This window comes from Janthinobacterium sp. Bl 1, from assembly GCF_058215535.1.
In genome coordinates, this window is record NZ_CM177086.1 from 5,590,021 (window position 1) to 5,612,070 (window position 22,050).

Annotated in this window: 17 protein-coding genes; 3 read left to right on the forward strand and 14 right to left on the reverse strand. The window is 65.1% G+C overall.

The window, feature by feature from the left end; translation table 11 throughout:
- Positions 1-7: 7 nt before the first annotated feature.
- From AC4BCN_RS25215 to ybaK, 13 genes are all read right to left on the reverse strand, one after another.
- On the reverse strand, positions 8-1,312 hold the full coding sequence (locus AC4BCN_RS25215; RefSeq protein ID WP_490492022.1) for a F390 synthetase-related protein: 1,305 nt from the start codon (positions 1,310-1,312) through the stop codon (positions 8-10).
- On the reverse strand, positions 1,309-2,139 hold the full coding sequence (locus AC4BCN_RS25220; RefSeq protein ID WP_490492023.1) for an MBL fold metallo-hydrolase: 831 nt from the start codon (positions 2,137-2,139) through the stop codon (positions 1,309-1,311). The genes AC4BCN_RS25215 and AC4BCN_RS25220 overlap by 4 nt, the downstream gene beginning before the upstream one ends.
- Positions 2,132-3,169, reverse strand: a complete 1,038-nt coding sequence (locus AC4BCN_RS25225) for an NAD-dependent epimerase/dehydratase family protein (RefSeq protein ID WP_490492024.1) — start codon at positions 3,167-3,169, stop codon at positions 2,132-2,134. The genes AC4BCN_RS25220 and AC4BCN_RS25225 overlap by 8 nt, the downstream gene beginning before the upstream one ends.
- Positions 3,170-3,179: 10 nt before the next feature.
- Positions 3,180-4,160, reverse strand: coding sequence for a 3-oxoacyl-[acyl-carrier-protein] synthase III C-terminal domain-containing protein (locus tag AC4BCN_RS25230; RefSeq protein WP_034746931.1), 981 nt, complete (start codon positions 4,158-4,160; stop codon positions 3,180-3,182).
- Between the two features lie 49 nt (positions 4,161-4,209).
- Entirely contained in the window at positions 4,210-5,118 is a 909-nt protein-coding gene (locus AC4BCN_RS25235; RefSeq protein WP_070301274.1) for an ion transporter, read from the reverse strand.
- Between the two features lie 80 nt (positions 5,119-5,198).
- Positions 5,199-6,950: a cation:proton antiporter domain-containing protein gene (locus tag AC4BCN_RS25240; RefSeq protein ID WP_490492025.1), complete on the reverse strand. Its 1,752-nt coding sequence runs from the start codon at positions 6,948-6,950 to the stop codon at positions 5,199-5,201.
- 112 nt (positions 6,951-7,062) lie between these two features.
- A complete protein-coding gene (locus AC4BCN_RS25245; protein WP_490492026.1) occupies positions 7,063-8,295 on the reverse strand; it encodes a metal-dependent hydrolase in 1,233 nt (410 codons plus the stop codon).
- A gap of 102 nt (positions 8,296-8,397) precedes the next feature.
- Positions 8,398-10,059 carry a GDYXXLXY domain-containing protein gene (locus tag AC4BCN_RS25250; RefSeq protein WP_490492027.1) on the reverse strand — a complete coding sequence of 554 codons (1,662 nt, stop codon included), beginning with the start codon at positions 10,057-10,059 and terminating at the stop codon, positions 8,398-8,400.
- Complete coding sequence (locus AC4BCN_RS25255; RefSeq protein ID WP_072455121.1) at positions 10,056-11,015, reverse strand: DUF2157 domain-containing protein; 960 nt, start codon at positions 11,013-11,015, stop codon at positions 10,056-10,058. Before AC4BCN_RS25255 ends, AC4BCN_RS25250 begins: the two co-directional genes overlap by 4 nt.
- A gap of 39 nt (positions 11,016-11,054) precedes the next feature.
- The gene (locus AC4BCN_RS25260; RefSeq protein ID WP_070301271.1) at positions 11,055-11,345 is read right to left on the reverse strand and encodes a DUF427 domain-containing protein; all 291 of its coding nucleotides are present in this window, start codon (positions 11,343-11,345) and stop codon (positions 11,055-11,057) included.
- A 70-nt stretch (positions 11,346-11,415) separates the two neighbouring features.
- A complete protein-coding gene (locus tag AC4BCN_RS25265; RefSeq protein ID WP_456130046.1) occupies positions 11,416-12,087 on the reverse strand; it encodes a DsbA family oxidoreductase in 672 nt (223 codons plus the stop codon).
- Between the two features lie 89 nt (positions 12,088-12,176).
- Positions 12,177-12,821: a glycerol-3-phosphate 1-O-acyltransferase PlsY gene (gene plsY / locus AC4BCN_RS25270; RefSeq protein ID WP_223278936.1), complete on the reverse strand. Its 645-nt coding sequence runs from the start codon at positions 12,819-12,821 to the stop codon at positions 12,177-12,179.
- Positions 12,822-12,918: 97 nt separating this feature from the next.
- On the reverse strand, positions 12,919-13,410 hold the full coding sequence (gene ybaK, locus AC4BCN_RS25275) for a Cys-tRNA(Pro) deacylase (RefSeq protein ID WP_490492028.1): 492 nt from the start codon (positions 13,408-13,410) through the stop codon (positions 12,919-12,921).
- 37 nt (positions 13,411-13,447) lie between these two features.
- On the opposite strand from ybaK, the gene AC4BCN_RS25280 reads away from it, so the two are divergent.
- Entirely contained in the window at positions 13,448-14,419 is a 972-nt protein-coding gene (locus tag AC4BCN_RS25280) for an endonuclease/exonuclease/phosphatase family protein (RefSeq protein WP_490492029.1), read from the forward strand.
- Here the strand turns inward: AC4BCN_RS25280 and AC4BCN_RS25285 are convergent.
- A complete protein-coding gene (locus AC4BCN_RS25285; protein ID WP_490492030.1) occupies positions 14,394-16,958 on the reverse strand; it encodes a sensor domain-containing protein in 2,565 nt (854 codons plus the stop codon). The genes AC4BCN_RS25280 and AC4BCN_RS25285 overlap by 26 nt on opposite strands.
- 392 nt (positions 16,959-17,350) lie before the next feature.
- Between AC4BCN_RS25285 and AC4BCN_RS25290 the strand changes: the two genes are divergently transcribed.
- Both AC4BCN_RS25290 and AC4BCN_RS25295 read left to right on the forward strand, forming a co-directional pair.
- Positions 17,351-18,589, forward strand: coding sequence for an efflux RND transporter periplasmic adaptor subunit (locus AC4BCN_RS25290; protein ID WP_490492031.1), 1,239 nt, complete (start codon positions 17,351-17,353; stop codon positions 18,587-18,589).
- A gap of 3 nt (positions 18,590-18,592) precedes the next feature.
- The gene (locus tag AC4BCN_RS25295) at positions 18,593-21,709 is read left to right on the forward strand and encodes an efflux RND transporter permease subunit (protein ID WP_490492032.1); all 3,117 of its coding nucleotides are present in this window, start codon (positions 18,593-18,595) and stop codon (positions 21,707-21,709) included.
- Positions 21,710-22,050: the final 341 nt, after the last annotated feature.

Here is a 22,050-nt window from a genome sequence, read left to right on the forward strand (position 1 = left end):
ACAGATTTCATGCGGTGGCAAGGCGCCGGATGCGGCGCCGTTTCATGGTGGGGTCAAAGGAAGGCAGTTCGCCGCTCATCGTCCAGGCCAGGCCGTCGGTGGCTACGCCCAGGCCCTGCAGCACCGTTGCCAGGTGCGCGCGCAGGGCGGCCAGGCCCGCATCGTCCAGCGCCGCATGCAGCTGCAAGGCGCTATCGCCCGTTTGCACCAGGCGGTAATCGGCATCGGCCGGCAAGGCTTGCGCAAACGCGCGCGTCAGCACGTCGGCAAACACGGCGATGGGTTCACCGCCGTTCTCCGATGGCAAGGATGGCAAGAGCAGCATATCGTCGCAGCGCCCTTCGATGCCATCGATGGCGCGCGTGGCGCGGCCGCACGGGCATGGCGCGGCGCGCGCGATCAGGATGTCGTCCAGGCGGTAGCGCACGATGGGTTGCGTGATGCGCGTAAAGTCCGTAATCACGGGCACGAAGCGCCGCTGTTCAGCATCGAGCCACTGCGGTTCGATGTGCACGTATTCTTCGTTCAGGTGCAGCACGCCGTGCTCGCAGCTGCTGGCAAGGAAACCCTCGGTGGCCTGGTAGATTTCATGCACGGCGCCAAACGCCTGCACGATCAGTGCGCGGTCCTGCGCTTCCAGTACTTCGGCCACGGAGATGACTTTTTTCGGCGCCAGCGCGAGGCTGCCGTCGATGACGCGCAGGGCCAGCTGGCGCAGTACCTGGGCCGGCGCGACAATGACGGATGGCCGGTATTGCGCCAGCCGCGCGCACAGTGCGTCGAACGGTTCGAACAGATCGTAAAACGCAAAGGTCAGCCACGGCGAACGCACGGCCGTGTACAGATTGCTGTTCGCGCGCAGGAACAGCGCGACTCTTTCGCCGGAAAACAGGCCGTCGGGCAGCGCCTTGGCCAGCATCACGCCCGCCCATTGGGCTTTTTCGCGGGGGCTGACGGTAAACACGGCGCGCCGCGACGAAGTGCCCGACGACAGGCCCACCGTGATGTCGCCGACAGCCGGCGTGAAGTCGCGGCTATGCTCGGCCGCCATGGCCGCGTCCATCGCCTGCGCCAAAGTCACCCCTTGCGTGTTCATGGCATCGAAATGCTCGAGCATCAGCGCCTTATTCATCGTCGGCCACTGCGCCAGCGGCAAGTTGCGGTATGGGGCAAAGTAGCGGCTGCGCGCACACAGCGTGTCGATAAAACGGGCCAGCTGCCGCTGCTGGTAGGCGGCCAGCTGCGTGCGGTCCGCAAAGCGCAGGCGGCGCGTGCGCCAGTACGACAGCAACAGCCAGACGATACGCTTCACGGGCGGCCCGCCACAGCAATGTAGTCGACCGTATCTTCGTGCGTGATGCGGATCTGCGCATTGCCCGAGCGGTGCAGCTGGTGCAGCCGGTTCAAGGTGGCGTAGTACGGCGCGCGCTTGTGCTGGATGATGAACGACAGTTCCGACGGTCCGCGCAGCTGCTGGAAGCTTTCCGGCACCCAGGCCGCGTCCGACGCCAGCAGGGTCCAGCCGCCGTCCTGCAGCACGAAGGCGCCCAGATGGCCGATGGCGTGGCCGGGCAAGTCAACGATGTAGATCTCGCCCGTGCCGCTGACGTCGCGCCCGTGCGTGAATGGCAGCAGGGCCGCCGGCAGGGCCGTTTCGGGCACGCTTTCCACGAAATCCAGGCGGTCGGCGATATCGTTCGGCAGCAGCTCGGGCACGAAGGCCTGGCGCACGGCGGCCACGCCGGACAGGCCGCGCACGGCGTCCCAGCCCGTCTTGGACGCCATCAGCCGCGCGCCGGGAAAGTCGCGCATGCCGGCGATATGGTCGGCGTGGAAGTGCGACAGCAGCAGGGTGTGGATGTCGCCGGGCGAGACGCCATGCGCGCGCAGCTGGCCCTGCAGCGACTCGTTCTCGTCGAAGAAAATCGGCGTCACCCACGCATACATGCGGTACACGCCTTTCGACGTGGCGGCGCGGAAGTGCTCGGCGTAACCGGTGTCCCACAGGTACAGGCCCGCGCGCGTCTCGATCAGGTAGGCGCGCGAGGGGAAGCAGCGGCTGGCCAGCCCGCTGCCTTTCAGGACCATGCACGAAGGATGGGTGCAATGGCCGACGCGAAACGCGGTAATCCTAGCCATTGCGCTCCTTGCCCACCTTGTGCGCCGCCGCTTCCTGGCGCATCCACTGCGCAGTGCGGGCAATGCCGTCCTGCAGGCTGACGATGGGACGGTAGCCGAGCACCTTGCGCGCCTTGGCGTTATCGAGCGTCATGTCGAAACTGAGCGCGCCGATGCTGTAGGGCGTCAGCGATGGCTCGCGGCGCGTAAAGCGCGAGGCGAACTGCATCAGGCGCGCGACCGCCGCCAGCACGCGGTAAGGCACGCTGACGATCTCGAACGGCTGCTGCAGATGGTCGCAGAACAGGGTGCGCAAGATGTCGCACAAGCGCGCCGGTTCGCCATTCGTGATGTTGAAGGCGGCGCCCGAAGCGATGGTCTTGTGTACGGTGGCCAGCCACATCGCATGCACGACGTTGTCCACATAGGTGACGTCGATGGTGGCCGCGCCGCCATTGGGCAGCGGCAGCTTGCCGCCGCGCTCCTGCAGCACCCTCGCCAGACGCGGAATCAAGACCTGGTCGTGCGGGCCGAAGATAGCGCGCGGGCGCAGGATCACGCACGTCATGCCGCGCTGGCGGTCGACGCACTCCTGCACCAGTTTTTCCGCCATCGCCTTGCTGCGCGCGTAGGCGTTGACGAAGGCGTCGGGGCGGAAGGATTCCGGCACCTCGTGGCGGTTGCGGTAGTCGAAATAGATGGCCGGGGTGGAGATGTGCACGAAGCGCGCCACGTGCAGGCTGGCGGCCGCGCGCAGCAGCTGGGCCGTGGCCGTGACGTTGGCGGCGATGAAGTCGCGTTCCGCGCCCCAGGGCGACGACAGCGCGGCGCAGTGCCAGACGGTGTCCATGCCGCGCACCAGTTCGTCGACCTGGCGCGGCGTGGCCTGCGCCAGGTCGAGCGCGACGAATTGCGCGCCCATGCGTTCGAGTTCGCGGCCCACGGCGGCGTTGCGGCCCGTGGCGCGCACTTCCACGCCCTGCGCCAGCAGGGTGCGCACGGCATTGCGCCCCAGCCCGCCCGTCGCTCCCGTGACCAGTATCCGCCTCATCACACCACCTTCACAGGTCAAGTATCATGCCGCCGATGGTCAGGCCTGCGGCCGTGCCCATCATCAGCAAACGCTGGCCTGCCACGGCCCGCCCCGTCATCACCGCCTCGTGCAGGGCGGTGGGCAAGGACGCGGCCACCTGGTTGCCATGCGTTTCAAAGATCTTGATGATTTTAGCATCGGGGACGTCGAGGATGCGCGCCGCATGCGCGAGGCCCAGCGGGCTGGCCTGGTGCGGCACGACCACGTCGACCTTGTCCAGTCCCGCGCCCGATTCCTGCATCAGTTCCGCCAGGAAATCCGGCATCACCTTGACGGCCAGGCGGAACACGGCCTTGCCATCCATGCGGAACAGGTAGTCGCCCGGTTCGCAGCCGTTGCGCGGATTGCGCTCGGTGCCGCCGCCGCGGATTTCGCAGTAGCGCCGCCCTTCCGGATACGTACCCATCTTGTAGGCGCGGATGCCCGCGCTGCCGTCGCCCCGCTCGACGATGACGGCGGCGGCGCCATCGCCAAAGATCATCGACGCTTCCGGCTCGCTCCAGTCGACCCCGCGCGAGGCAAGATCGGACGAAACGATGGCGATGCGCCGGTAGGCGCCGCCGGCCAGCATGGACGCGGCCACGCGAAAGGCGGCCATGAAACTGAGGCAGCTGGCGTTGACGTCAAAGCTTTGCGTGCCTGGCGGCAAACCCGCGTGTTCGGCCACGAAGCAGGCCGTATTCGGCAATGCCTGCTCGGGCACGCCGCAGGCGCAGATCAGAAGATCGATGTCGGCCGGGCGCAGGCTGGCATTCTTCAGCGCATCGAGCAGGGCGGCGGCGCCCAGCTGGCTTTGCGACTCATCGGGCGCGGCGACAAAGCGCGACAGCACGCCGCTCTTGCGCAAGGTGTAGCCGGCCGGATGGCCCAGTTTCAGGTCCAGGCTGGCGGAGGTAACGCTGTGCGACGGCACAGCTTTGCCCGTCGCAATCAGGCGAACTGGGATCATGTTGGCCTTAAAAAAGTAAAGTAAATACGGTGGATGAAGGGTTCAGTCGCTAATCGCGGGCCAGCGGCGGCAATGCGACTCCGCAGTTCTTGCAGAAATTGGCATCGTCGTCGAGCCCTTCTTTCAGGCACGTGGGGCAGGTACGCGTGGTGACCAGCTTGGAGCTGCGCTGTACCGTCATCTCGGCGCTGATAATGCCGGTAGGCACTGCCAGGATGCCCCAGCCCAGCAACATCATCAGCGAGGCGATGGTGCGCCCGATGTCGGTCTTCGGCGTGATATCGCCGAAACCCACCGTGGTCATGGTGCTGATGGCCCAGTATATCGACGTGGGGATACTGCTGAAACCGTTTTCCGGCCCTTCCACGACGTACATCACCGTGCCCAGCAGAAAGACCACCATCATGACGAATGACAGGAAAATGAGGATCTTGCGCCGGCTGGCCAGCAAGGCCCGCCCCAGCACCGTGTATTCATGCACATACGACGTGAGCTTGAGGATACGGAACATGCGCAGCAGGCGCAAAATGCGCACGTCGATCAGCACGTGCGCGCCCGGCAGCAGCAAGCCGATGTAGGTTGGCACGATGGCCAGCAAGTCGATAACGCCAAAGAAACTCTTGGCGTAGCGCACCGGATGCTGCAGGCACGCCAGGCGGGCGAAGTATTCGATGGTGAATAAAATGGTGAAAAACCATTCGAGCGCCGTCAGCCAGGTGCCATAGCGCTCGGCCACGGAGGCGACACTGCTGAGCACGACCACCGTCACGCTGATCAGGATGGCGGCGATCAGCAGCAAATCGAAGGCGCGGCCCGTGCGCGTTTCCGCCTCGAAGATGACGGTGTACACCTTCTCGCGCCAGCCCCGCTCGGGCTTGCCAAATTTTTGCTGCGTTTCCTGCGCCGCCAGCTGCTGCGGCGTCAGGGGCGCCGCTCCGCTTTTCGTCGCGGCTTTCATGTGGTTGATGTGCTCATATACTATTATTGTATAGATAATTGACAAAGCACGGCGACACGCACTGTTGCGCTACGGCAGCACTACGACAGCTTTTTCGCCAGCAGCACGGCATTGCGCCGGTCGCGCTCGGCCTGCACGATGTCCGTCGTGCGCGCTTCCGACAGGCCCACCGTGTGCAGCACGGTGGCCGTCAGCTGCAGCGCCGATTCCAGCGCCTCGGGCACGACCAGGGTGGCGCCCGCCTGTATCAGGGCCACGGCATGGGCCTCGTCGCGTGCCCGCGCATACACGGGCAGCAGCGGATATTCGCGGCGGATCGATTTCACGGCATGCAGCACGGAGGCTGCGTGATCCATGGTCAGCACGACGGCGGCGGCCCGGTCCGCGTTCACTTTTTGCAACAGTTCCGCGCGCGAGGCATCGCCGAAATACACGGGGAAACCGCGCGGATGCAGGGTCGTCACCAGGCGCGCATCGTTTTCAATCGCCACATACGCGATATCCTGCTCCGTCAGCACCTTGGCCAGCAATTGCCCCACCCGGCCGAAACCGGCGATGATGACGGTGCTGCCCTGCGGCGGCAGCGCGCCGTGCGCCAGGTCGGCCAGCTGATGGTGGTGGCGCTGTTCCCACCAGTTGCCGAACGCGCGCGCGGCCTTGGCCAAGGCCGGCGTGGCGAACAGGCTCAGGCCCACCACCAGCATGACGAACTGCGCCACCTGAGGGCCGATCAGTTTGGTACCAAGTGCATACGCGACGACGATGAAGGCGAATTCGCCGCCCTGCCCCAGCAGCACGCCCGTTTCCACGGCGCGCCCCCAGTGAAAGCCGCCGATGCGGAAAATCACGCTGAGGACGAGGGTCTTCAGCGCAAACAGGCTCAGCACGGCCAAGGGAATCAGCACGGGCGACTTGAGGATTTCGCGCACGTCGATCTGCATGCCCACCGACATGAAGAACAGCCCCATCAGCAAGCCCTTGAAGGGCTCGATCGTCACTTCCACTTCGTGGCGAAATTCCGTTTCCGCCAGCAGCAGGCCGGCCAGCAAGGCGCCCAGCGCCATCGACAGGCCCGCCAGATACGTCAGGCCGGCGATGCCCAGGGTACTGAGCAAGGTCAGGGCCATGAACACGTCGGGCTGGTGCTTCTTGACGAAAAACTGGAACAGCGGGCGGATCACGCGGCGCCCCAGCAGATAGATGAGCAGGATGGCGCCCGCCGATTTCACGGCCGCAAAGCTGAGCAGGTAGGCCAGGTCGTCGCTGCGCCCGCTGGCGAAGACGTCGATCAGGATGAACAGCGGCACCACCATCAAATCCTGGAACATCAAGATGGAAAAACCCGCCTGTCCGGCCGGCGTTTGCAGCGAGCGCTGATCGGTCAGCAACTGCATCACGACGGCCGTCGACGACAGCGACAGCACCAGGCCCAGCACGATGGACGCTTCCAGCGACAGGCCAAAGTAGTAGGCCACGCCGCCGATCAGGCAGGCGCTGACGGCCACCTGCCCCACGCCCGCGCCGAACACCCAGCGCCGCAGCGCCCACAGCCGTTCCGTCGACAGCTCCAGGCCGATCATGAACATCAAGAACATCACGCCCAGCTCGGCCAGGCCGCTCACCTGCTCGGCCCGCACGAACGAGAAATACGTCAGCCACGTAAAATCGCCGGCCCACAGGCCGAAGCCGAACGGGCCGAACAGGGCGCCCACGGCCAGGAAGCCCAGCACCTGGTTGACCTTCAGGCGTTGCAATAGCGGGATAAAAATCCCGGCCAGGGCGAGAAACAGCAGGGTTTCTCGCAAATACGGTAAGGCGTGCTGCTCTTCCAAAATAATCCTAACTTAATGATATCCATGCCGAATTGGCAATTATTGCATGCTGGGTCGTGGCAAAACAGGCGCATCCGCGATATTTTTTGCCTAAAAGCAACACAGCCGTTCTCTATTTCGGCGGCGCCAGCATGTCCGCGCGGGGACGGTCCCAGCCCGGCACATAGGCGGGGCATGGCCGGCTGCGGAACTGTTGCAATTCGACGGTCGTGAAATTGGGCTGCATGCCAGGATTGAAACGCACGTCCGTCAGCTTGTCCGCATTCAACCTGGGCATGCGCGCAAAGCGGAACCAGGCGTCGACATAGCAATTGTCTTCCTGCAAGGCACGCAAGGCGGCCAGGCTGCCCGCCGCACGGGCGGACACGGCGATGCCGGGCGCCAGTTGCTGCTCCTTCTTGCCCGTCTCGGCCAGCCCGGCCGGGCAGGCGGCGGGCGCCAGCGATGCGGGCAACAGGCTCAGGGTGCCGCGCCGCAGGGTGTACACGTCCGTCTTGCTGTCGAGCGAGACATAGATCCAGCACAGAGGATTGCTGGGGAATGCCGTCATCGCCACGTCCCACACGCGCGTGCCGGGGTCCAGGCGCTGCACGGCCGCCTCAATGCGCGTACGGCCGAGGGCGGAAGCCACGCCCTGCGTACCGATGAAGGTGGCGGCCAGCGCGAAAGCCAGCAGCAATGGACCGCGTCCCCGTTCGCCGGCCCGTCCCTGCAGCACGGCCAGGATTACGCCCAGCCCCAGCAGCACGGCCAGCGAGGCGGGCGCCAGATAGGTTTTATAGGTAAAGAAACACAGGGCCGCCGCCAGCCCCGCCAGCAGCACGCTTTTGACGATGCCGTAGCGCAAGGACATGATCAGTGGCACGCCCAGCAGCACCCAGAACATCGGTTCGACAATGAAGACCATGTCGCCATACAGCCAGCGGCTGTCAAACGGATAGAACGGGTGCAAACCATAGGAATTGAGGAAATCCATGCTCATGTGCAAGCAGAATCCCAGCAGCAGACAAGCTGCCAGGCCGATGCGGGCGGGCACGCTTTCCTTCAGCAGACGGCGCGCGCCCGGCCATAGCAGCCACAGCAAGGCCAGCAAGATCAGCGCCTGGGGCAAGGCCAGCAGCAAGGTGTGCGTGTGGCCACGGTGGTGCAGCATGTAGCCGAAGGGGCGCGGCAACAACTTGGTCAGCACCAGGTCGAGGTCGGGCGCGTTGCTGGCAAACCATGCTGTAAAGAGAAACAGCGCACGCCGGGTGCGCTGTGCGGGTAGCTGCGGCTCGGGCGGCAGGCTGCGGTGTACCAGTTCGCCGACCCCGAGGCCGATGACCGAATGCGTAATATTATCCATCGGGCAATTTTACAGGATGCGGCCACCCCAAGAGCAAAGGCCGGGGTCGTACCCTCAGGGTACGACCCCGGATTCTGCCATTGGGTTTGTTCAATCAAGCGGCTACAGCGCCTGTAAATCTTCCCCGCGCATGCCCACCAGCAAGGCGCGGCCATCGGGCAGCACGCGGAACTCGCCATAACGTGCCTTTTCCCAGCGCGCCGCCTCGCCTTCCTTGAAGAACCAGGCATCGCTGACCAGCACCCAGTTCCCATCCTTCGGCGTCAGCTCGAGCAGGAATTCGCCGGGCGCCAGCACCTCTTTGGTGTACGGGCGCAACAGTTCCGCCACGCCGCGCGCATCGCGCCTGGCCACGACGAAAGGCCGGCCGGGCGCCCGCTCCACGCTGGCCAACGTGCTCAGCACACCCAGGTTGACGAAATTGAGGCGCATGTAGTCGCCCTGCATCAGCGAGCGGGGATCGACGGGTTCCAGCGCTACGAAGACAGCTTCCCCCTTGGCAATCAGCTGCTCTTTTTGCCAGATGCCGCCATTGGCGACCAGCAGCACCAGCAGCAATCCGCCCAGCACGCCCAGGCGCAAGAAGCGGCGCTCAAGCGCCACGTCCGCCGGTTTGCTTTCCACCAGGTGCAGCACGGCGCCGCGCGTGGCCAGCCACGACAGCGCGCACAGCACGGCGCCCGCGATCGCCAGCAGCGCCGCCTTGCTGGCCAGCGGCCAGGCCAGCTGGTAATAAAAGCTGCCGATGATCCACGCCGCCGCCAGCACGGCCGCCACGGCCACGCGCGAGCGCCCGCTCGTCACGCAATACGCAAGGATCAGCAGCACCGGACCCAGCCCCGGCATGAACCACGCCAGCACGATCAGCACCAGCGCCACGCCGATGGCGGGCAACTGGCGCAGCGCGGGCCAGCGCCACCCCGTCCAGGCGGCAGCGGCCGCGGCCAATACAAGCGACACGCCATTCAAGGCCTGCGCATACCAGGCAATACCCTGGTGCCGGGTCACTTCGCGCGCCACTTCGCCGGCAAAGCCTCCGCCCAACGCGCCGCCCAGCATGAAGGTCATGCCGGACCAGAAGACCAGCCCCAGCAGGATCGCCAATACCCACCCCGTCGACAGCGATTCCAGGAAGGCGGCGACGGGCGCGCCGCGGCCGTCGTTGAACGCTTGCTTCTGCAGCCAGTGGGCGGCCAGCCACAGTGCCAGGGCCAGCATCCAGGCAAAATACAGTTCCGTGGGGTCGTTCTCGAAAATCCAGTCGCGCGTGCTATCGACGATGCCCAGCCCCAGCAAGCCGCAGGCGACCAGTCCCAGCAGCACGCGCAGCCAGTCGCGCGGCAAGGCGGCGGCCACCACCAGGCACGCCAGGCACAGCAGCAGCGACGCCGTCTGCGTGGAATAGTCGCGGTACAGGGCATAGCCGAGCAGGCCGCCGCCCACGAGCAGGCAGGGCACGGCCAGTTGTTCGACGAACAGCGCCACGCCGCGCGTGCGGATCAGCAGCACGGCCACGACCAGCACGATGGCGGCCACGACATACGCGCCGGGACCGTGGCGCACGATGCTTTCCAGGCCCACGCCCAGCGCAATCATCAGGGGAATGGCGGCCAGCCAGGCGCCGAAGGCCGTCATCAGCACCAGCGGCCACGGCCGAACATCCTGCACGGGGCGGGTGGCGTTGGGCGGCAGCAGGCCGGCGCGCGTGGCGTCGTCGATCAGGGTGGCGAGCGCATCGGTTCGTTGAGTATTGATATTGCTCATGCCGCCTCCCGGCGCGTGCGCCACAGTATGCCTTGCACGGTCAGCGCCAGCAGCACGGCGGCCAGCAAGCCCAGCACGGTCAGCGCGCCGACGCCATCGCCATGCCCGTTGAACAGCACGTGCGTCAGCCCTCCCACCAGCAAGGTGTTGATACCGAGCGCCACGGCGCTCAAGCCGAACACGTCAAAGAACCGGCCGGTGGCCAGCAGGACGCCGGCGACGAGCAGCAAGCCCAGTCCGGCCCAGTACGGCGACTCGATATCATTGCCGAACAGGGCGCTGACGGCCGTGCCCGTGATGAGGATGGTGGCCAGCACCAGGCCCAGGCGCAGGGCCCAGCTGCCCGCGCCCGTCCAGCGCGCCAGCAGGGGCGAGACAAACGCACAAGCAAGCAGCACGGCCAGCCAGCCGCTGAGGAAAATGCTCAGGTCGGACGAATCGATGCGCCAGCTATGGCGCACATGGGCCTGCATCCACAGCGTGACGGCCGTCGACAGTACCAGCATCCACGGCGTCCACAGCACATCGCTGCGCGCGACAAAACACAGGGGCAAGGCCAGCACGGCCCACAGGGCGAACAGCTGCCACGGATCGGCGCCCGTCTGGTAGGTCTGGCCGAAATACGCGAACAGGCCGCCGATGGCCAGCAAGGCCAGCAGCAACAAGGGAACGCGCGCCTTGGGCACGGCAAACGCGCCCACGCAGGCAGCGGCAAACATGCCTTGCAGCAGGGCAAAGCGGCCCATGCGGCCGAAGTCTTCCCAATTGGCGGCCACCCAGCAGATCAGGCCCATGCCCAGCAAGGCGGCGCCCAGCACGGCCACGCCGCGCGGCAGCCAGTAGGCCAGGCGCGCCGGTTCGCGCTGGAAACCGGCCACTTCCTGCAACTGCCGGGTTTGTTGGGCATCGAGCGCATGGGCCGAGGCGAGTTGGTACACGGCGAGGCGTAAATCCATCGTCTGCTTTCTATTGATTTTTAGTATGGAAAGAAAGTGTCAGCGCTCGACGCTGACGCCGCGCCAGAAGGCGACGTGGCCGGTAATTTGCTTGGCGGCATCCTTGGGCTGGGGGTAATACCAGGCCGCGTTGGCATTGACCTGGCCGTCGACGACGAGGTCGTAATAGCTGGCCGTGCCCTTCCAGGGGCAGACGCTCGTGTGGCTGCTGGGACGCAGGTAGTCCTGCGTCACCGCAGACAAAGGAAAATATATATTGTTTTCAACGACTTGCACCTGCGCATCGGTCGCTTGCGCGATGACGGCGCCATTCCAGCGGGCTGTTGGCATTTGGCTATCCTCCTTCACTGCGGAGTGTAGCCGAAATTAACCGTCATGGCGCGCGCCATTGGCGCCCGGTTCAGGCGCCGGCGATGATCTGGCGCAAGGCTTGCTCGAACACTTCAGGCGGCTGGCCGCCGGAAATCAAATGGCGCTCGTTGATAATGACGGCCGGCACCGAGTTGATGCCGTTCTGCTGGTAGAACTGTTCCTGCGCGCGCACCTCGTCCGCATAGGCGTTCGATGCCAGCACGTCGGCCGCTTTCACGGTATCGAGCCCCACCTTGCCGGCCACGGCCAGCAGCACCTCGTGCGAGGATGGGTCCTGCCCTTGCGTGAAATAGGCATCGAACAGCGCCATCTTGAGTTCCTTCTGGCGCCCTTCCAGGGCGGCCCAGTGCAGCAGACGGTGGGCATCAAACGTGTTGTAGATGCGGCCGCGCTTGTCCATGGCGAAGGTAAAGCCCAGCTGTTCGCCGCGCGCGCGGATCGCTTCGCGCGATTGCGCCATCTGTTCCGGAGTGGAACCGTATTTGCGGGCGATGTGTTCGCCGATATCCTCGCCTTCGGGCGGCATGTTGGCGTTCAGCTCGAAAGGCTGGAAGTGGATGTCGGCCTGGACGGTGTCTTGCAGCTTGTCCAGCGCCTGCTCCAGCGATTTCAGGCCGACCACGCACCAAGGGCAGGAAACGTCGGAAACGAAATCGATACGGACGGGAGTGGGAGTGGCGGAGGAGGTAGAAACAGTCATGGTGGGCAGCCTTTGCGCGAGTCGGTGGCGGCCGCACCGSGCTGCGCCGCTAGTTAGGGCTTACCCCCGGCGGGTCTGACCCCGGCATTTTACTTTTTCTTGGCGGGCGCCTTGGCCGCATCTTTCTTGCCGCCGATCTTGCTTTCCTTGCCAGAGAGCAAGTTCGCGATGTTCTGGCTGTGGCGGTAAGCGAGCAGCACGCTCATGACGATGACGGACAGCAAGATGGGATCGACGCCGAACAGCAAGCCATAGTAAAACGGCGCGAACAGGGCCGCCACCAGGGCTGCCAGCGAGGAATAGCGAAACGCGTAGGCAATGATCAGCCAGGTGGCCAGAGTCGCCAGGCCCAGCCATGGGTTGATGCCCAGCAGCACGCCGAGGGCCGTCGCCACGCCCTTGCCGCCGACGAAGCGGAAGAACACGGGCCACAGATGGCCGAGGAAGACGGCGATGGCCACCAGGGCCACGGCCGTGTCGCCCACGCCCAGCGCGCCGGCAAAATGGTCGGCCAGGAACACGGCCAGCCAGCCCTTGGCGCCATCGCCCAGCAGGGTCATGATGGCCGCGCCTTTGTTGCCGCTGCGCAGCACGTTGGTGGCGCCCGGATTTTTCGAGCCATAGGTGCGCGGATCGGCAATGCCGTAGACCTTGCTCATCACCACGGCAAACGATATCGAGCCGAGCAAGTAAGCGGCCACTGTCATTGCCACGGTTGTGATTACTGGATTCATTTCTTCCCTTTATTGTGTTTATTACACCAGCATCGAGGCTGGCGCAGCAGAATATACACCAGCGCCCAGTCCAAAGACAGGGCGGGGACTGGTTTTCTTAATCCTGCAAGGCGCACTGCACCGGCTTGGCTTGCAGCAAGTCAACAAGCACCTGTGGCGCCAACGAAACGAGAAAACCACGTCGTCCGCCATTGATGTAGATGCGCGGCAAGTCCAGGATCGACGCTTCCACGTACACGGGCATCGTCTTCTTCGTGCCGAACGGCGAGGTGCCGCCGATCATGTAGCCGGAATGGCGCTGCGCCACGTCGGGCTTGCACGGCTCGACGGATTTGCAGCCGATGCCGCGCGCAAGGTTCTTGGTCGACACCTTGCAATCGCCATGCATGAGCACGATCAGCGGCTTGGCCGCCTCGTCCTGCATCACCAGGGTCTTGATCACATCGTGCTCGGGCACGCCAAGTTCGCGCGCCGACACGCTGGTGCCGCCGTGCTCTTCGTACGGATACGGGTGTTCTTCGAAGGAAACTTGATGCTTGCGCAGCAACTGCGTCGCCTGGGTTTCGGAAATACGCTCTTTTTTAGCCATGCGTGATACGCTGATCGTTCAGTGAGGAGTGCTAATTATGCAGGAAGAAATCCGCTTTGCCACATTCAATGTCTGCAACCTTGCCCCCGCCGGGGCGAAATTGTATGACAACCTGGAACCGTTGAGCCCGGCGCAATACGCAGCCAAGGCGGAGTGGACGGCCCGGCAGATCGACCTGCTCGACGCCGACGTGATCGGTTTCCAGGAAATTTTCTCGCAGGCGGCCCTGCGCGACGTGCTGTCGCGCACGCGCCATTACCGCGAAGCCACCGTGGCCGGCTACGATGCGATGGACCCCGCCGGACGCATGCTGCCCACGGTGGCGCTCGTGTCGCGCCTGCCGCTGGTGGGCGCCGGTGTGGCCTGGGCGGATTTTCCCGCCGGCGTGAGCGTCTCCGCCGAGGACAACGCCTGCCGCTTCGCCCGCGCGCCCTTGCACGTGCAGGTCATCTTGCCTGGCGGGCAGCTCACGGATGTGGTCGTCGTGCATTTGAAATCGCGCCGGCCCGACTACCACCATGGCGACGGCAACGATGCGGCCGCCTACGCGCTGGCCAACCTGCGCTCGCTGCAGCGGCGCGGCGCGGAAGCCGTGGCCCTGCGCGTGCTGGCAAGCGAACTGGGCCATAGCGGCCGTCCCCGCATCGTGCTGGGCGACTTCAACGACATCGCCAATGCCGTCACGACGGCCATCGTCATGGGCGCCGGCGCGCCGTGCGAGCCGCATGGTGACATGCCGGAAATGCGCGCGCGCCTGTACGACGCCAACGCCATCCAGCTGCGCCAGGATGCCTTGCGCCACGTGGGCTACACGAATATCCACGACAGCGCCTACATGACGATCGACCACATCCTCGTGTCCGAACATTTTCATCCGGCCTCGCCGCGCGCCATCGGCGTGCTGCAGGAAGTGACGTATCTCAACGATCATTTGCTGCTGGGCCTGCCGCACGCATCCGACCATGGCCAGGTGCTGGCGCGCATCAAGCTGCTGGGAAACATTCACTAACGCAGTAATTCAKCAACCTCGCCAGCGCGCTGCCCTCGACTTGCGCGCTGGCAAAGCGCCCCTGGTATTGCTGGCAGCCCTGCCCCCGCAGATACGCGAGTTGCTGCGCCGTTTCCACGCCTTCGGCGATCACCGTCAATTGCAGCTCGCGCGCCATGGCGATGATGGTGGCGGCGACGGCCGTGTCGGACTCGCCCGCCGCGCCGTCCGCGACGGCGGGCAGGAACGAGGGGTCGATCTTGAGTTTGTCCACCGGGTAATGGCGCAGATTGGCCAGGCGCGAATAGCCGGTGCCGAAATCGTCGATGGCCAGCCTGGCGCCCAGCGCACGCAGCTGCGCCAGCACGCCGGCCAGGCGCGCGCCGCCCTTCATCAGCAACGATTCCGTCACTTCCAGTTCCAGGCTGGCGGCAGGCAAACCGGACACAGCCAGCGCTTCTTGTACGCTGAGCAATAAATTATTGTGCAGGCATTGCGCCGGCGACAGATTCACGGCTACGCGCCAGGCATGGCCCGCATCGTGCCAGGCGCGCGCGCGCAGGCAGGCGTGGCGCAGCACCCAGTTACCGATCGACACCATCAAGCCGCATTCCTCGGCCACGGCGATGAAGCGCTCGGGCGGCAGCACGCCCAATTGCGGGTGGCGCCAGCGCAACAGCGCTTCGGCGCCGAGGATCTGCCCGCTGGCAACATCGAGCGCGGGCTGGAACTCGAGCACGAATTCATTGCGGCCCAAGGCTTCGCGCAAGCCTTGCTCCAGGCTGGCCCGCTCGACGATTTGCGCATTCATTTCGGCATTGAAAAACTGAAAATTGTTACGCCCGTTTTCCTTCGCGTGGTACATGGCGATGTCGGCGTTGTGCACGAGGGTATCGATGCCGTCGCCATCGCTGGGAAAGATGGCCACGCCGATCGACGTCGACACGTGCAGTTCGTATTCGCCCAGCTGGTACACCTGCGTCACAGCATGCAGCAGGCTGGCCGCCACGTGGGCCACCTGGTCGATGCCGCCCACCTCGGCCAGGATGATGACGAACTCGTCGCCGCCATGCCGGCTGACCGTGTCGACGCCACGCACGCAGCGCACGAGGCGCCGCGCCACTTCCTTGAGCAGCAAGTCACCCACGTGGTGGCCCATGCTGTCGTTGATGTGCTTGAAGTGGTCGAGGTCCAGGTACAGGATGGCCAGCATGCTCAGCTTGCGCCGCGCGGCCGCCAGCGCCAGCGACAGCCGGTCCAGCAGCAGCACCCGGTTCGGCAAATCGGTGAGGAAATCGTGCTCGGCCAGGTGGCGCGTGTATTCCTCGTTTTTCTTGCGCTCGCTGATATCGCTGAGGATGGCCAGGTAATTGCTCAATTGGCCCTGCGGGTCGCGGATGGCCGTCAGCGACAGCCAGGCCGGGTAGCGCCCACCCGCCTTGCGCTGGCCCAGGATGTCGCCTTGCCAATAGCCGTTCGCCTCGACCTCATCCCACACATGGTCGAAAAACGCGGGCGCGTCCGGCTCCACCCCGTGCAACACAAAAGGCTTGCCCAGCATATCGTCCAGGCTGTAGCCGCTGATCTCGCTGTACGCGGGATTCATGCTGACGACGCGCTGCTGCGGATCCATCACGACGATGGCTTCGCGCGCATGTTCGACCACCTGTGCCGACAGGTACAGGGCACGCTCGGCGAGTTTGCGTGAGGAAATATCGCGGATCACGGCGTAAAACAGGTAAGTGTGGTCGAGCGTGACGGATGTGAGCAGCACTTCGCCCCAGAACAGCTCGCCGGTGCATGTCTGATAGCGCCAGTCGTAGCGGCAGTTGCCGTCGGCATGGGCTTGCGCGGCCAGCTGCGTGCCGCGCAACGAGGACAATGCGCCATCGGGCTGGCGCAAGGGCGAAAAGTCGCTGAGGCGGCGCCCCAGCAGCCGTGGCCGGTCTTCGCATCGGAACAGGGCAATGGCGGCCGGATTCGCTTCGGCGATATGCTCGTCGCGCAGCAGCAGGATGGCGTCGGCCGATTTCTCGTACAACTGGCGGAAATTGTCGCCCATCAGCAACAAGGCGCCCTGCGCGGCGCCGTCGTGGCCGCTGGCCGTGATGTCGACATCGACACAGACCACTTGCCGCACACGCCCGGATTGGATGACGGGAAACACGGTGGAGCAGATGCAGCGCGGCGCGGCTCCGTCGGTAGCGAGCTTCCACAGGCGCGTACTGCGCGCCTTGCCGCTTTCCCACACGGCCGCCAGTTCGCCCGCCGCCTCCTCGGCCACGCTGGCGGCGCCGGGCAGCGCGGCGGCCACTGTGGCCCAAGGCTGGCCCAGCGCCAATTCGGCCGCCACGCCATACAGGCGCGCCGCACCAGCGCTCCAGTAGCGCACCATGCCGTCGCGGTCGATGCCGCGTACGGCCAGGCCGGGCGCCTGTTCGATCGCGGTAACAATGATCGACAGCAAATCGAGCGCCTTGCCGGCCGGCCCCGTCTGCGGTTCGGCCGCGGCCAGCAAACGGCCCGGCGACGGGGCGGCTCCGGCAATCCGATCAGACATCAGGCCCCCTGTGGCGCGGCCGCGCGGCAACCGGCGGGCGTATGGCCTGTCCGGTGGCGCAACCATCCCGACCATTCTTGCGCGCCGGCGAATCGGCTTCTTGAGGATGCGCAAGCATCGTGACGCGCATGGCGGGCATGCTGGCATTGGTCTCCGGTCGCCGTTTTTTGCATTCCAGCCCCGATTTTGTGCAATCTGTCGCACGGCGATGGCGGCCCGGCTTGAATCTTCCTAAAGTGGCAACATGCGCATCGCCGTGAACGGCCGCAGCGGCAGGCGTGCTGTCTGCGGCCGCCACGGTGATGCGCTACCCGAATTCCCCCGGCCTGCCGCAGGCCGGCCGCACCGAGACCTGGCGCCGAACCCCTGCGCCGCTCCTGACTAAAAAACCTATGAAAAACGAGACCCTGCCCCCCGCCTCCCCCCTTGCCGCCACGCGCCGCCGGCGCTGGCGCACGCCCGTCTTGATCCTCGTCGTGCTGGGCCTGGCCGGCGGCGGCTGGGCGGTGATGCAATCGAAGCAGCAAGCCGCCAAGGCGGCCGAGCAGCAGGCGAGCAAGAAGAAGGAGCAGGAAAAGACGCCCGTGCATGAACTGGCGCAGGGCGACGTGGCCGCCATTGATGCGCGCGCCGTCAGTATCAGCTTGCCCCTGTCCGGCTCGCTGGCGCCCGTGACCCAGGCGACCATCAAGGCCAAGGTTTCCGGCGTGATCGAGGCAACGACCTTGCAGGAAGGCCAGCACGTGGCCAACGGGCAAATCCTCGTGCGCCTGGACGCGGCCGACCAGCGCGCCCGCCTGACGCAGCAGCAAGCCATGCTCGACGAAGCGCAGGCGCGCCTGTCGATGGCCAGCAAGAATGAAGCGAACAGCCAGGCGCTGCTCAAGCAAAAATACATTTCACAGACGGCTTACGACACGACGCAGAACTCCGTCGACCTGGCGCGCGCCAACGTCAAGTCCGCCGCCGCCATGCTCGACATCGCCCGCATCGCGCTGGCCGACACGGTGATCCGCGCACCGATGGCCGGCATCGTCAGCAAGCGCCACCTGCAGGCCGGCGAAAAAGTCTCGCCCGACATGCCCGTCTACACCATCGTCAACCTGGCCCAGCTGACCCTGGAAGCGCCCGTGCCCAGCGCGGAAATCCCCCGCATCAAGCTGGGCCAGGATGTGCACTTCAAGGTCGACGGCTTCGGCGCGCGCGACTTCGCCGGCAAGGTCACGCGCATCAACCCGACCACCGAGAGCGGCTCGCGCGCCATGCTCGTCTACATCGCCGTCGACAATGGCGATGGCGCGCTGCGCGGCGGCATGTTCGCCAAGGGCAGCATCGTCACCGAGCGCTCGCCCGTGGCGCCGCTCGTGCCCCTGACGGCCGTGCGCAATGAAAAACAGGGCCCCGTCGTGTATGCGCTGGTCAACAACAAGGTCGTCGCCCAACCCGTCACCCTGGGCTTGCGCAACGAGGATGAAGGCTATGCGGAAGTGACGTCCGGCCTGGTGCCGGGCGCGAAAGTCATCGTCGCCAAGCTCGATGGCGTGAAACCTGGCCACGGCGTGACCTTCGCCGCGACCGACGCCGCTGCCGCCCCCGCCGCGCCGGCAGCCGTGCTGGCACGGAAGGATTAAGCCATGTGGATGACCAAAGTCAGTATTCAGAATCCCGTCTTCGCCACCATGGTCATGGTGGCGCTGGTGGTGCTGGGCATCTTCTCCTACCGGGGCCTGGGCGTGGAAAGCATGCCCAGCGTGCAGTTCCCGTTCGCCGCCATTGAAGTGAACTACCCGGGCGCCTCGCCCGAGGCCGTGGAAAACGATATCACGCGCCCCATCGAGGACGCCGTCAACACCGTCAGCGGCATCAAGACCATCCGCGCCAACTCGTGGGAAGGACGCGCCGGCGTCTACCTGGAATTCGAGCTGTCGACGAATATGGACAAGGCCATGCAGGACTTGCGCGACAAGGTCGCCCTGGTGCGCCCGCGCTTCCCGAAAGAAGCCAAGGACCCGTTCATCGCCCGCGCCGAGGGCGACAACGAGCGTCCCATCGCCACCATCGTGCTCACAGCCACCGGGCATGACCTGCGCGCGCTGTCGACCATGACGGAGCAGATCATCAGCAAGCGCTTCCAGGGCGTGGCCGGCGTGGGGCAAGTCAAGCTGCGCGGCTTGCGCGCGCGCCAGATCCTCATCAGCATGAAGCCGATCGAGCTCAATGCCCAGGGCATCGGCGTCGATGAAGTGATCCGCGCCATCCAGGCGACGAATACGAATTTGCCGGCCGGCTCCATCAGCCATGGCGCGGCCGAGCAATTGGTGCGCGTGGAAGGCAAGATCAAGGATGCGCGCGAATTTGGCAAGATCATCGTCGCGCGCCGCGCCGTCGGCCCCGTCTACCTGGACCAGGTAGCCACCGTCGTCGACGGCGAACAGGAAGAACTGTCGATCTCGCGCATGAACGGCAAGCAAGCCGTGACGATGGAAATCACCAAGGTACAGGATGCCAACGTGGTGGAAGTGGGCACCGGCATCCTGAAAGTGGCGGCCGACCTGCAAAAGACCCTGCCGCCCGATATCACTCTGCGCGTGCTCGACGACGAATCGGAACGCGTGCAAAGCCAGCTCAATAACGTCAAGCGCACCATCATCGAAGGCGCCGTGCTGACCATGGTGATCGTCTTCCTGTTCCTGCACTCGTGGCGCTCGACCATCATCACGGGCTTGACCCTGCCGATCTCCGTGCTGGCCAGCTTCATCGCCATGAAGGCCTTCGGCTTCACCCTGAACTTTTTGACGCTGATGGCGCTGTCCCTGTGCATCGGCCTGTTGATCGATGACGCCATCGTCGTGCGCGAAAACATCGTGCGCCACCTGGGCATGGGCAAGAACCACTACAAGGCGGCCAACGACGGCACCAATGAAATTGGCCTGGCCGTGATGGCCACCACCTTCGCCATCGTCGCCGTGTTCGTGCCCGTCGCCTTCATGGACGGCATCATCGGCCGCTTCTTCCTGCAGTTCGGCATCACCGTGGCCGTCGCCGTGCTCGTGTCGCTGTTCGTCAGCTTCACGCTCGACCCCATGCTGTCGTCCGTCTGGCGCGACCCTGTCAAGGACCGCTTCAAATACGTGCCGTGGCTGGGCCGCTTCATGGCCTGGATCGAGACGGGCATCGACCGCCTGCACGTCTGGTACGGCAAGGTGCTGGCCCTGGCCCTGCGCTGGCGCAAGACGACCCTGGCCACGGCCGTGGCGCTATTCGCGGGCAGCCTGATGCTCGTACCCATGATCGGCGGCGAGATGTTCCCCGAGACGGACCAGGGCTGGGTCAACCTCCGCTTCAAGACGCCCGTCGGCTCCAGCCTCGAATACACGGATAGCAAAGTGCGCCAGATCGAAACGGCCCTGAAGGAATTCCCCGAGATCGACAGCCTGGTGGCCAATATCGGCACGCCAGATGGCCGCAACGCGGCCGAGGTGAACCTGAAGCTGACCGACATCAAGACGCACAAGCGCCGCTCGCAGCAGGAACTGGAAAAACTGATCCGCGAGCGCCTGGCGCCGATTGCCGGCATCACCCTGTCCGTCGGCCAGCGTCCCATCTTCATCGCCATCCTCGGCACGGACGAAGGCAAGCTCGATGCGGTGGCGCACACCTTGATGGACAAGATGCGCAACATCAAGGGCCTGGCCGACATGGAATACAGCCAGGAAGGCGCCAATCCGTCGACCACCGTGAAGATCAATAACGAACTGGCCAGCGACCTGGGATTGTCGGTGCAGCAGATCGGCAATGCCCTGCGCCCGTTTGTCGCCGGCGACACGGTCAGCCACTGGCTGGCGTCCGACGGACAGAACTACGACGTCAACGTGCAGCTGCCCAAGTCGGGCCGTCAAAAGGTGGCCGACCTGGCCGACCTGTCGCTGGCGTCCAGCAAGTTTGACGCGAACGGCAAGCCCGTCATGATTCCGCTGCGCCAGGTGGTCGACTTCGTGCCGTCATCGAGCCCGCAAGTGCTCAAACGCCAGGCCTTGCAGCGCCGCGTCGCCATCTATGCGGGCGTGCAGGGCCGCCCTGCCGGCGACGTCGACGCCGACGTGCAAAAGGCCATGCAATCCATCGATCTGCCGCCGGGCGTGCGCTTCGACGTGGCCGGCAATGCGCAGCAGATGGCCGAAACCATGGGCGGCGCCATGATGGCGCTGGGGATCGCCGTGATCTTCATCTACCTGGTGCTGGCCTCGCAATTCGGCAGCTTCCTGCAGCCGATCGCCATCATGGTGTCCTTGCCGCTGTCGCTGATCGGCGTGCTGGCTGCATTGCTCATTACGGGCAGCACCTTGAACATCTTCTCCGTGATCGGCTTCATCATGCTCATGGGTTTAGTTACCAAGAATGCGATCTTGCTGGTCGACTTCACCAACCAGCGCCAGCGCGAAGGCCTGGGGCAGTTCGAGGCGCTGATGGAAGCGGGGCAAGTGCGCCTGCGCCCCATCCTGATGACGACCCTGGCGATGGTCTTCGGCATGCTGCCGATGGCCATCGGCATGGGCGACGGCGGCGAATCGCAGGCGCCGATGGGCCGCGCCGTCATCGGCGGCGTGATCACCTCGACCCTCTTGACACTGGTGGTGGTGCCCGTCGCCTATACCTACCTCGATAGCCTGGGCAAGCGCGCCGCGCGCTTCTTTGGCGGCGGCGAGCATGCCCACGCCGATGCCGACGACGCCAAGGCACACGCCCACTGATCCACCGGTCGCCTTCACCGTCCCCGCATTGGCGGGGACGACGCGGCGGCTTCCTGAAGAGAGCTTCAGTTGACCAAAGCGGCCCCACTGGCTAGACTGTCCCCGTTATCAATGATATGGAGTGACTCGTGGGTGCTTGTTCCAGTGACAGTAGTCGATTGACCATCGGCGATCGGCCTTAGGCAAGACGCGCGCATTCCGCCCGCCTTGCCCTCGGCAAGGTGCGGTTTTACCAGCGGCAGTATTCTCTCGCCGCCACTTCCCCCTCTTCGTTCCACCGTTGTCGTCTGCTGCCCCAATCCGGGCGGATAGTCTTCGCCTTATGCACTCGCCTGTTCCTC

Bases quoted from the DNA above. Each gene is read 5' to 3' on its own strand.
- AC4BCN_RS25220 (WP_490492023.1), bottom strand. From the start codon at position 2,139: ATGGCTAGGATTACCGCGTTTCGCGTCGGCCATTGCACCCATCCTTCG.
- AC4BCN_RS25225 (WP_490492024.1), bottom strand. From the start codon at position 3,169: ATGAGGCGGATACTGGTCACGGGAGCGACGGGCGGGCTGGGGCGCAAT.
- AC4BCN_RS25230 (WP_034746931.1), bottom strand. From the start codon at position 4,160: ATGATCCCAGTTCGCCTGATTGCGACGGGCAAAGCTGTGCCGTCGCAC.
- AC4BCN_RS25235 (WP_070301274.1), bottom strand. From the start codon at position 5,118: ATGAAAGCCGCGACGAAAAGCGGAGCGGCGCCCCTGACGCCGCAGCAG.
- AC4BCN_RS25245 (WP_490492026.1), bottom strand. From the start codon at position 8,295: ATGGATAATATTACGCATTCGGTCATCGGCCTCGGGGTCGGCGAACTG.
- AC4BCN_RS25250 (WP_490492027.1), bottom strand. From the start codon at position 10,059: ATGAGCAATATCAATACTCAACGAACCGATGCGCTCGCCACCCTGATC.
- AC4BCN_RS25255 (WP_072455121.1), bottom strand. From the start codon at position 11,015: ATGGATTTACGCCTCGCCGTGTACCAACTCGCCTCGGCCCATGCGCTC.
- AC4BCN_RS25260 (WP_070301271.1), bottom strand. From the start codon at position 11,345: ATGCCAACAGCCCGCTGGAATGGCGCCGTCATCGCGCAAGCGACCGAT.
- AC4BCN_RS25265 (WP_456130046.1), bottom strand. From the start codon at position 12,087: ATGACTGTTTCTACCTCCTCCGCCACTCCCACTCCCGTCCGTATCGAT.
- plsY (WP_223278936.1), bottom strand. From the start codon at position 12,821: ATGAATCCAGTAATCACAACCGTGGCAATGACAGTGGCCGCTTACTTG.
- ybaK (WP_490492028.1), bottom strand. From the start codon at position 13,410: ATGGCTAAAAAAGAGCGTATTTCCGAAACCCAGGCGACGCAGTTGCTG.
- AC4BCN_RS25280 (WP_490492029.1), top strand. From the start codon at position 13,448: ATGCAGGAAGAAATCCGCTTTGCCACATTCAATGTCTGCAACCTTGCC.
- AC4BCN_RS25290 (WP_490492031.1), top strand. From the start codon at position 17,351: ATGAAAAACGAGACCCTGCCCCCCGCCTCCCCCCTTGCCGCCACGCGC.
- AC4BCN_RS25295 (WP_490492032.1), top strand. From the start codon at position 18,593: ATGTGGATGACCAAAGTCAGTATTCAGAATCCCGTCTTCGCCACCATG.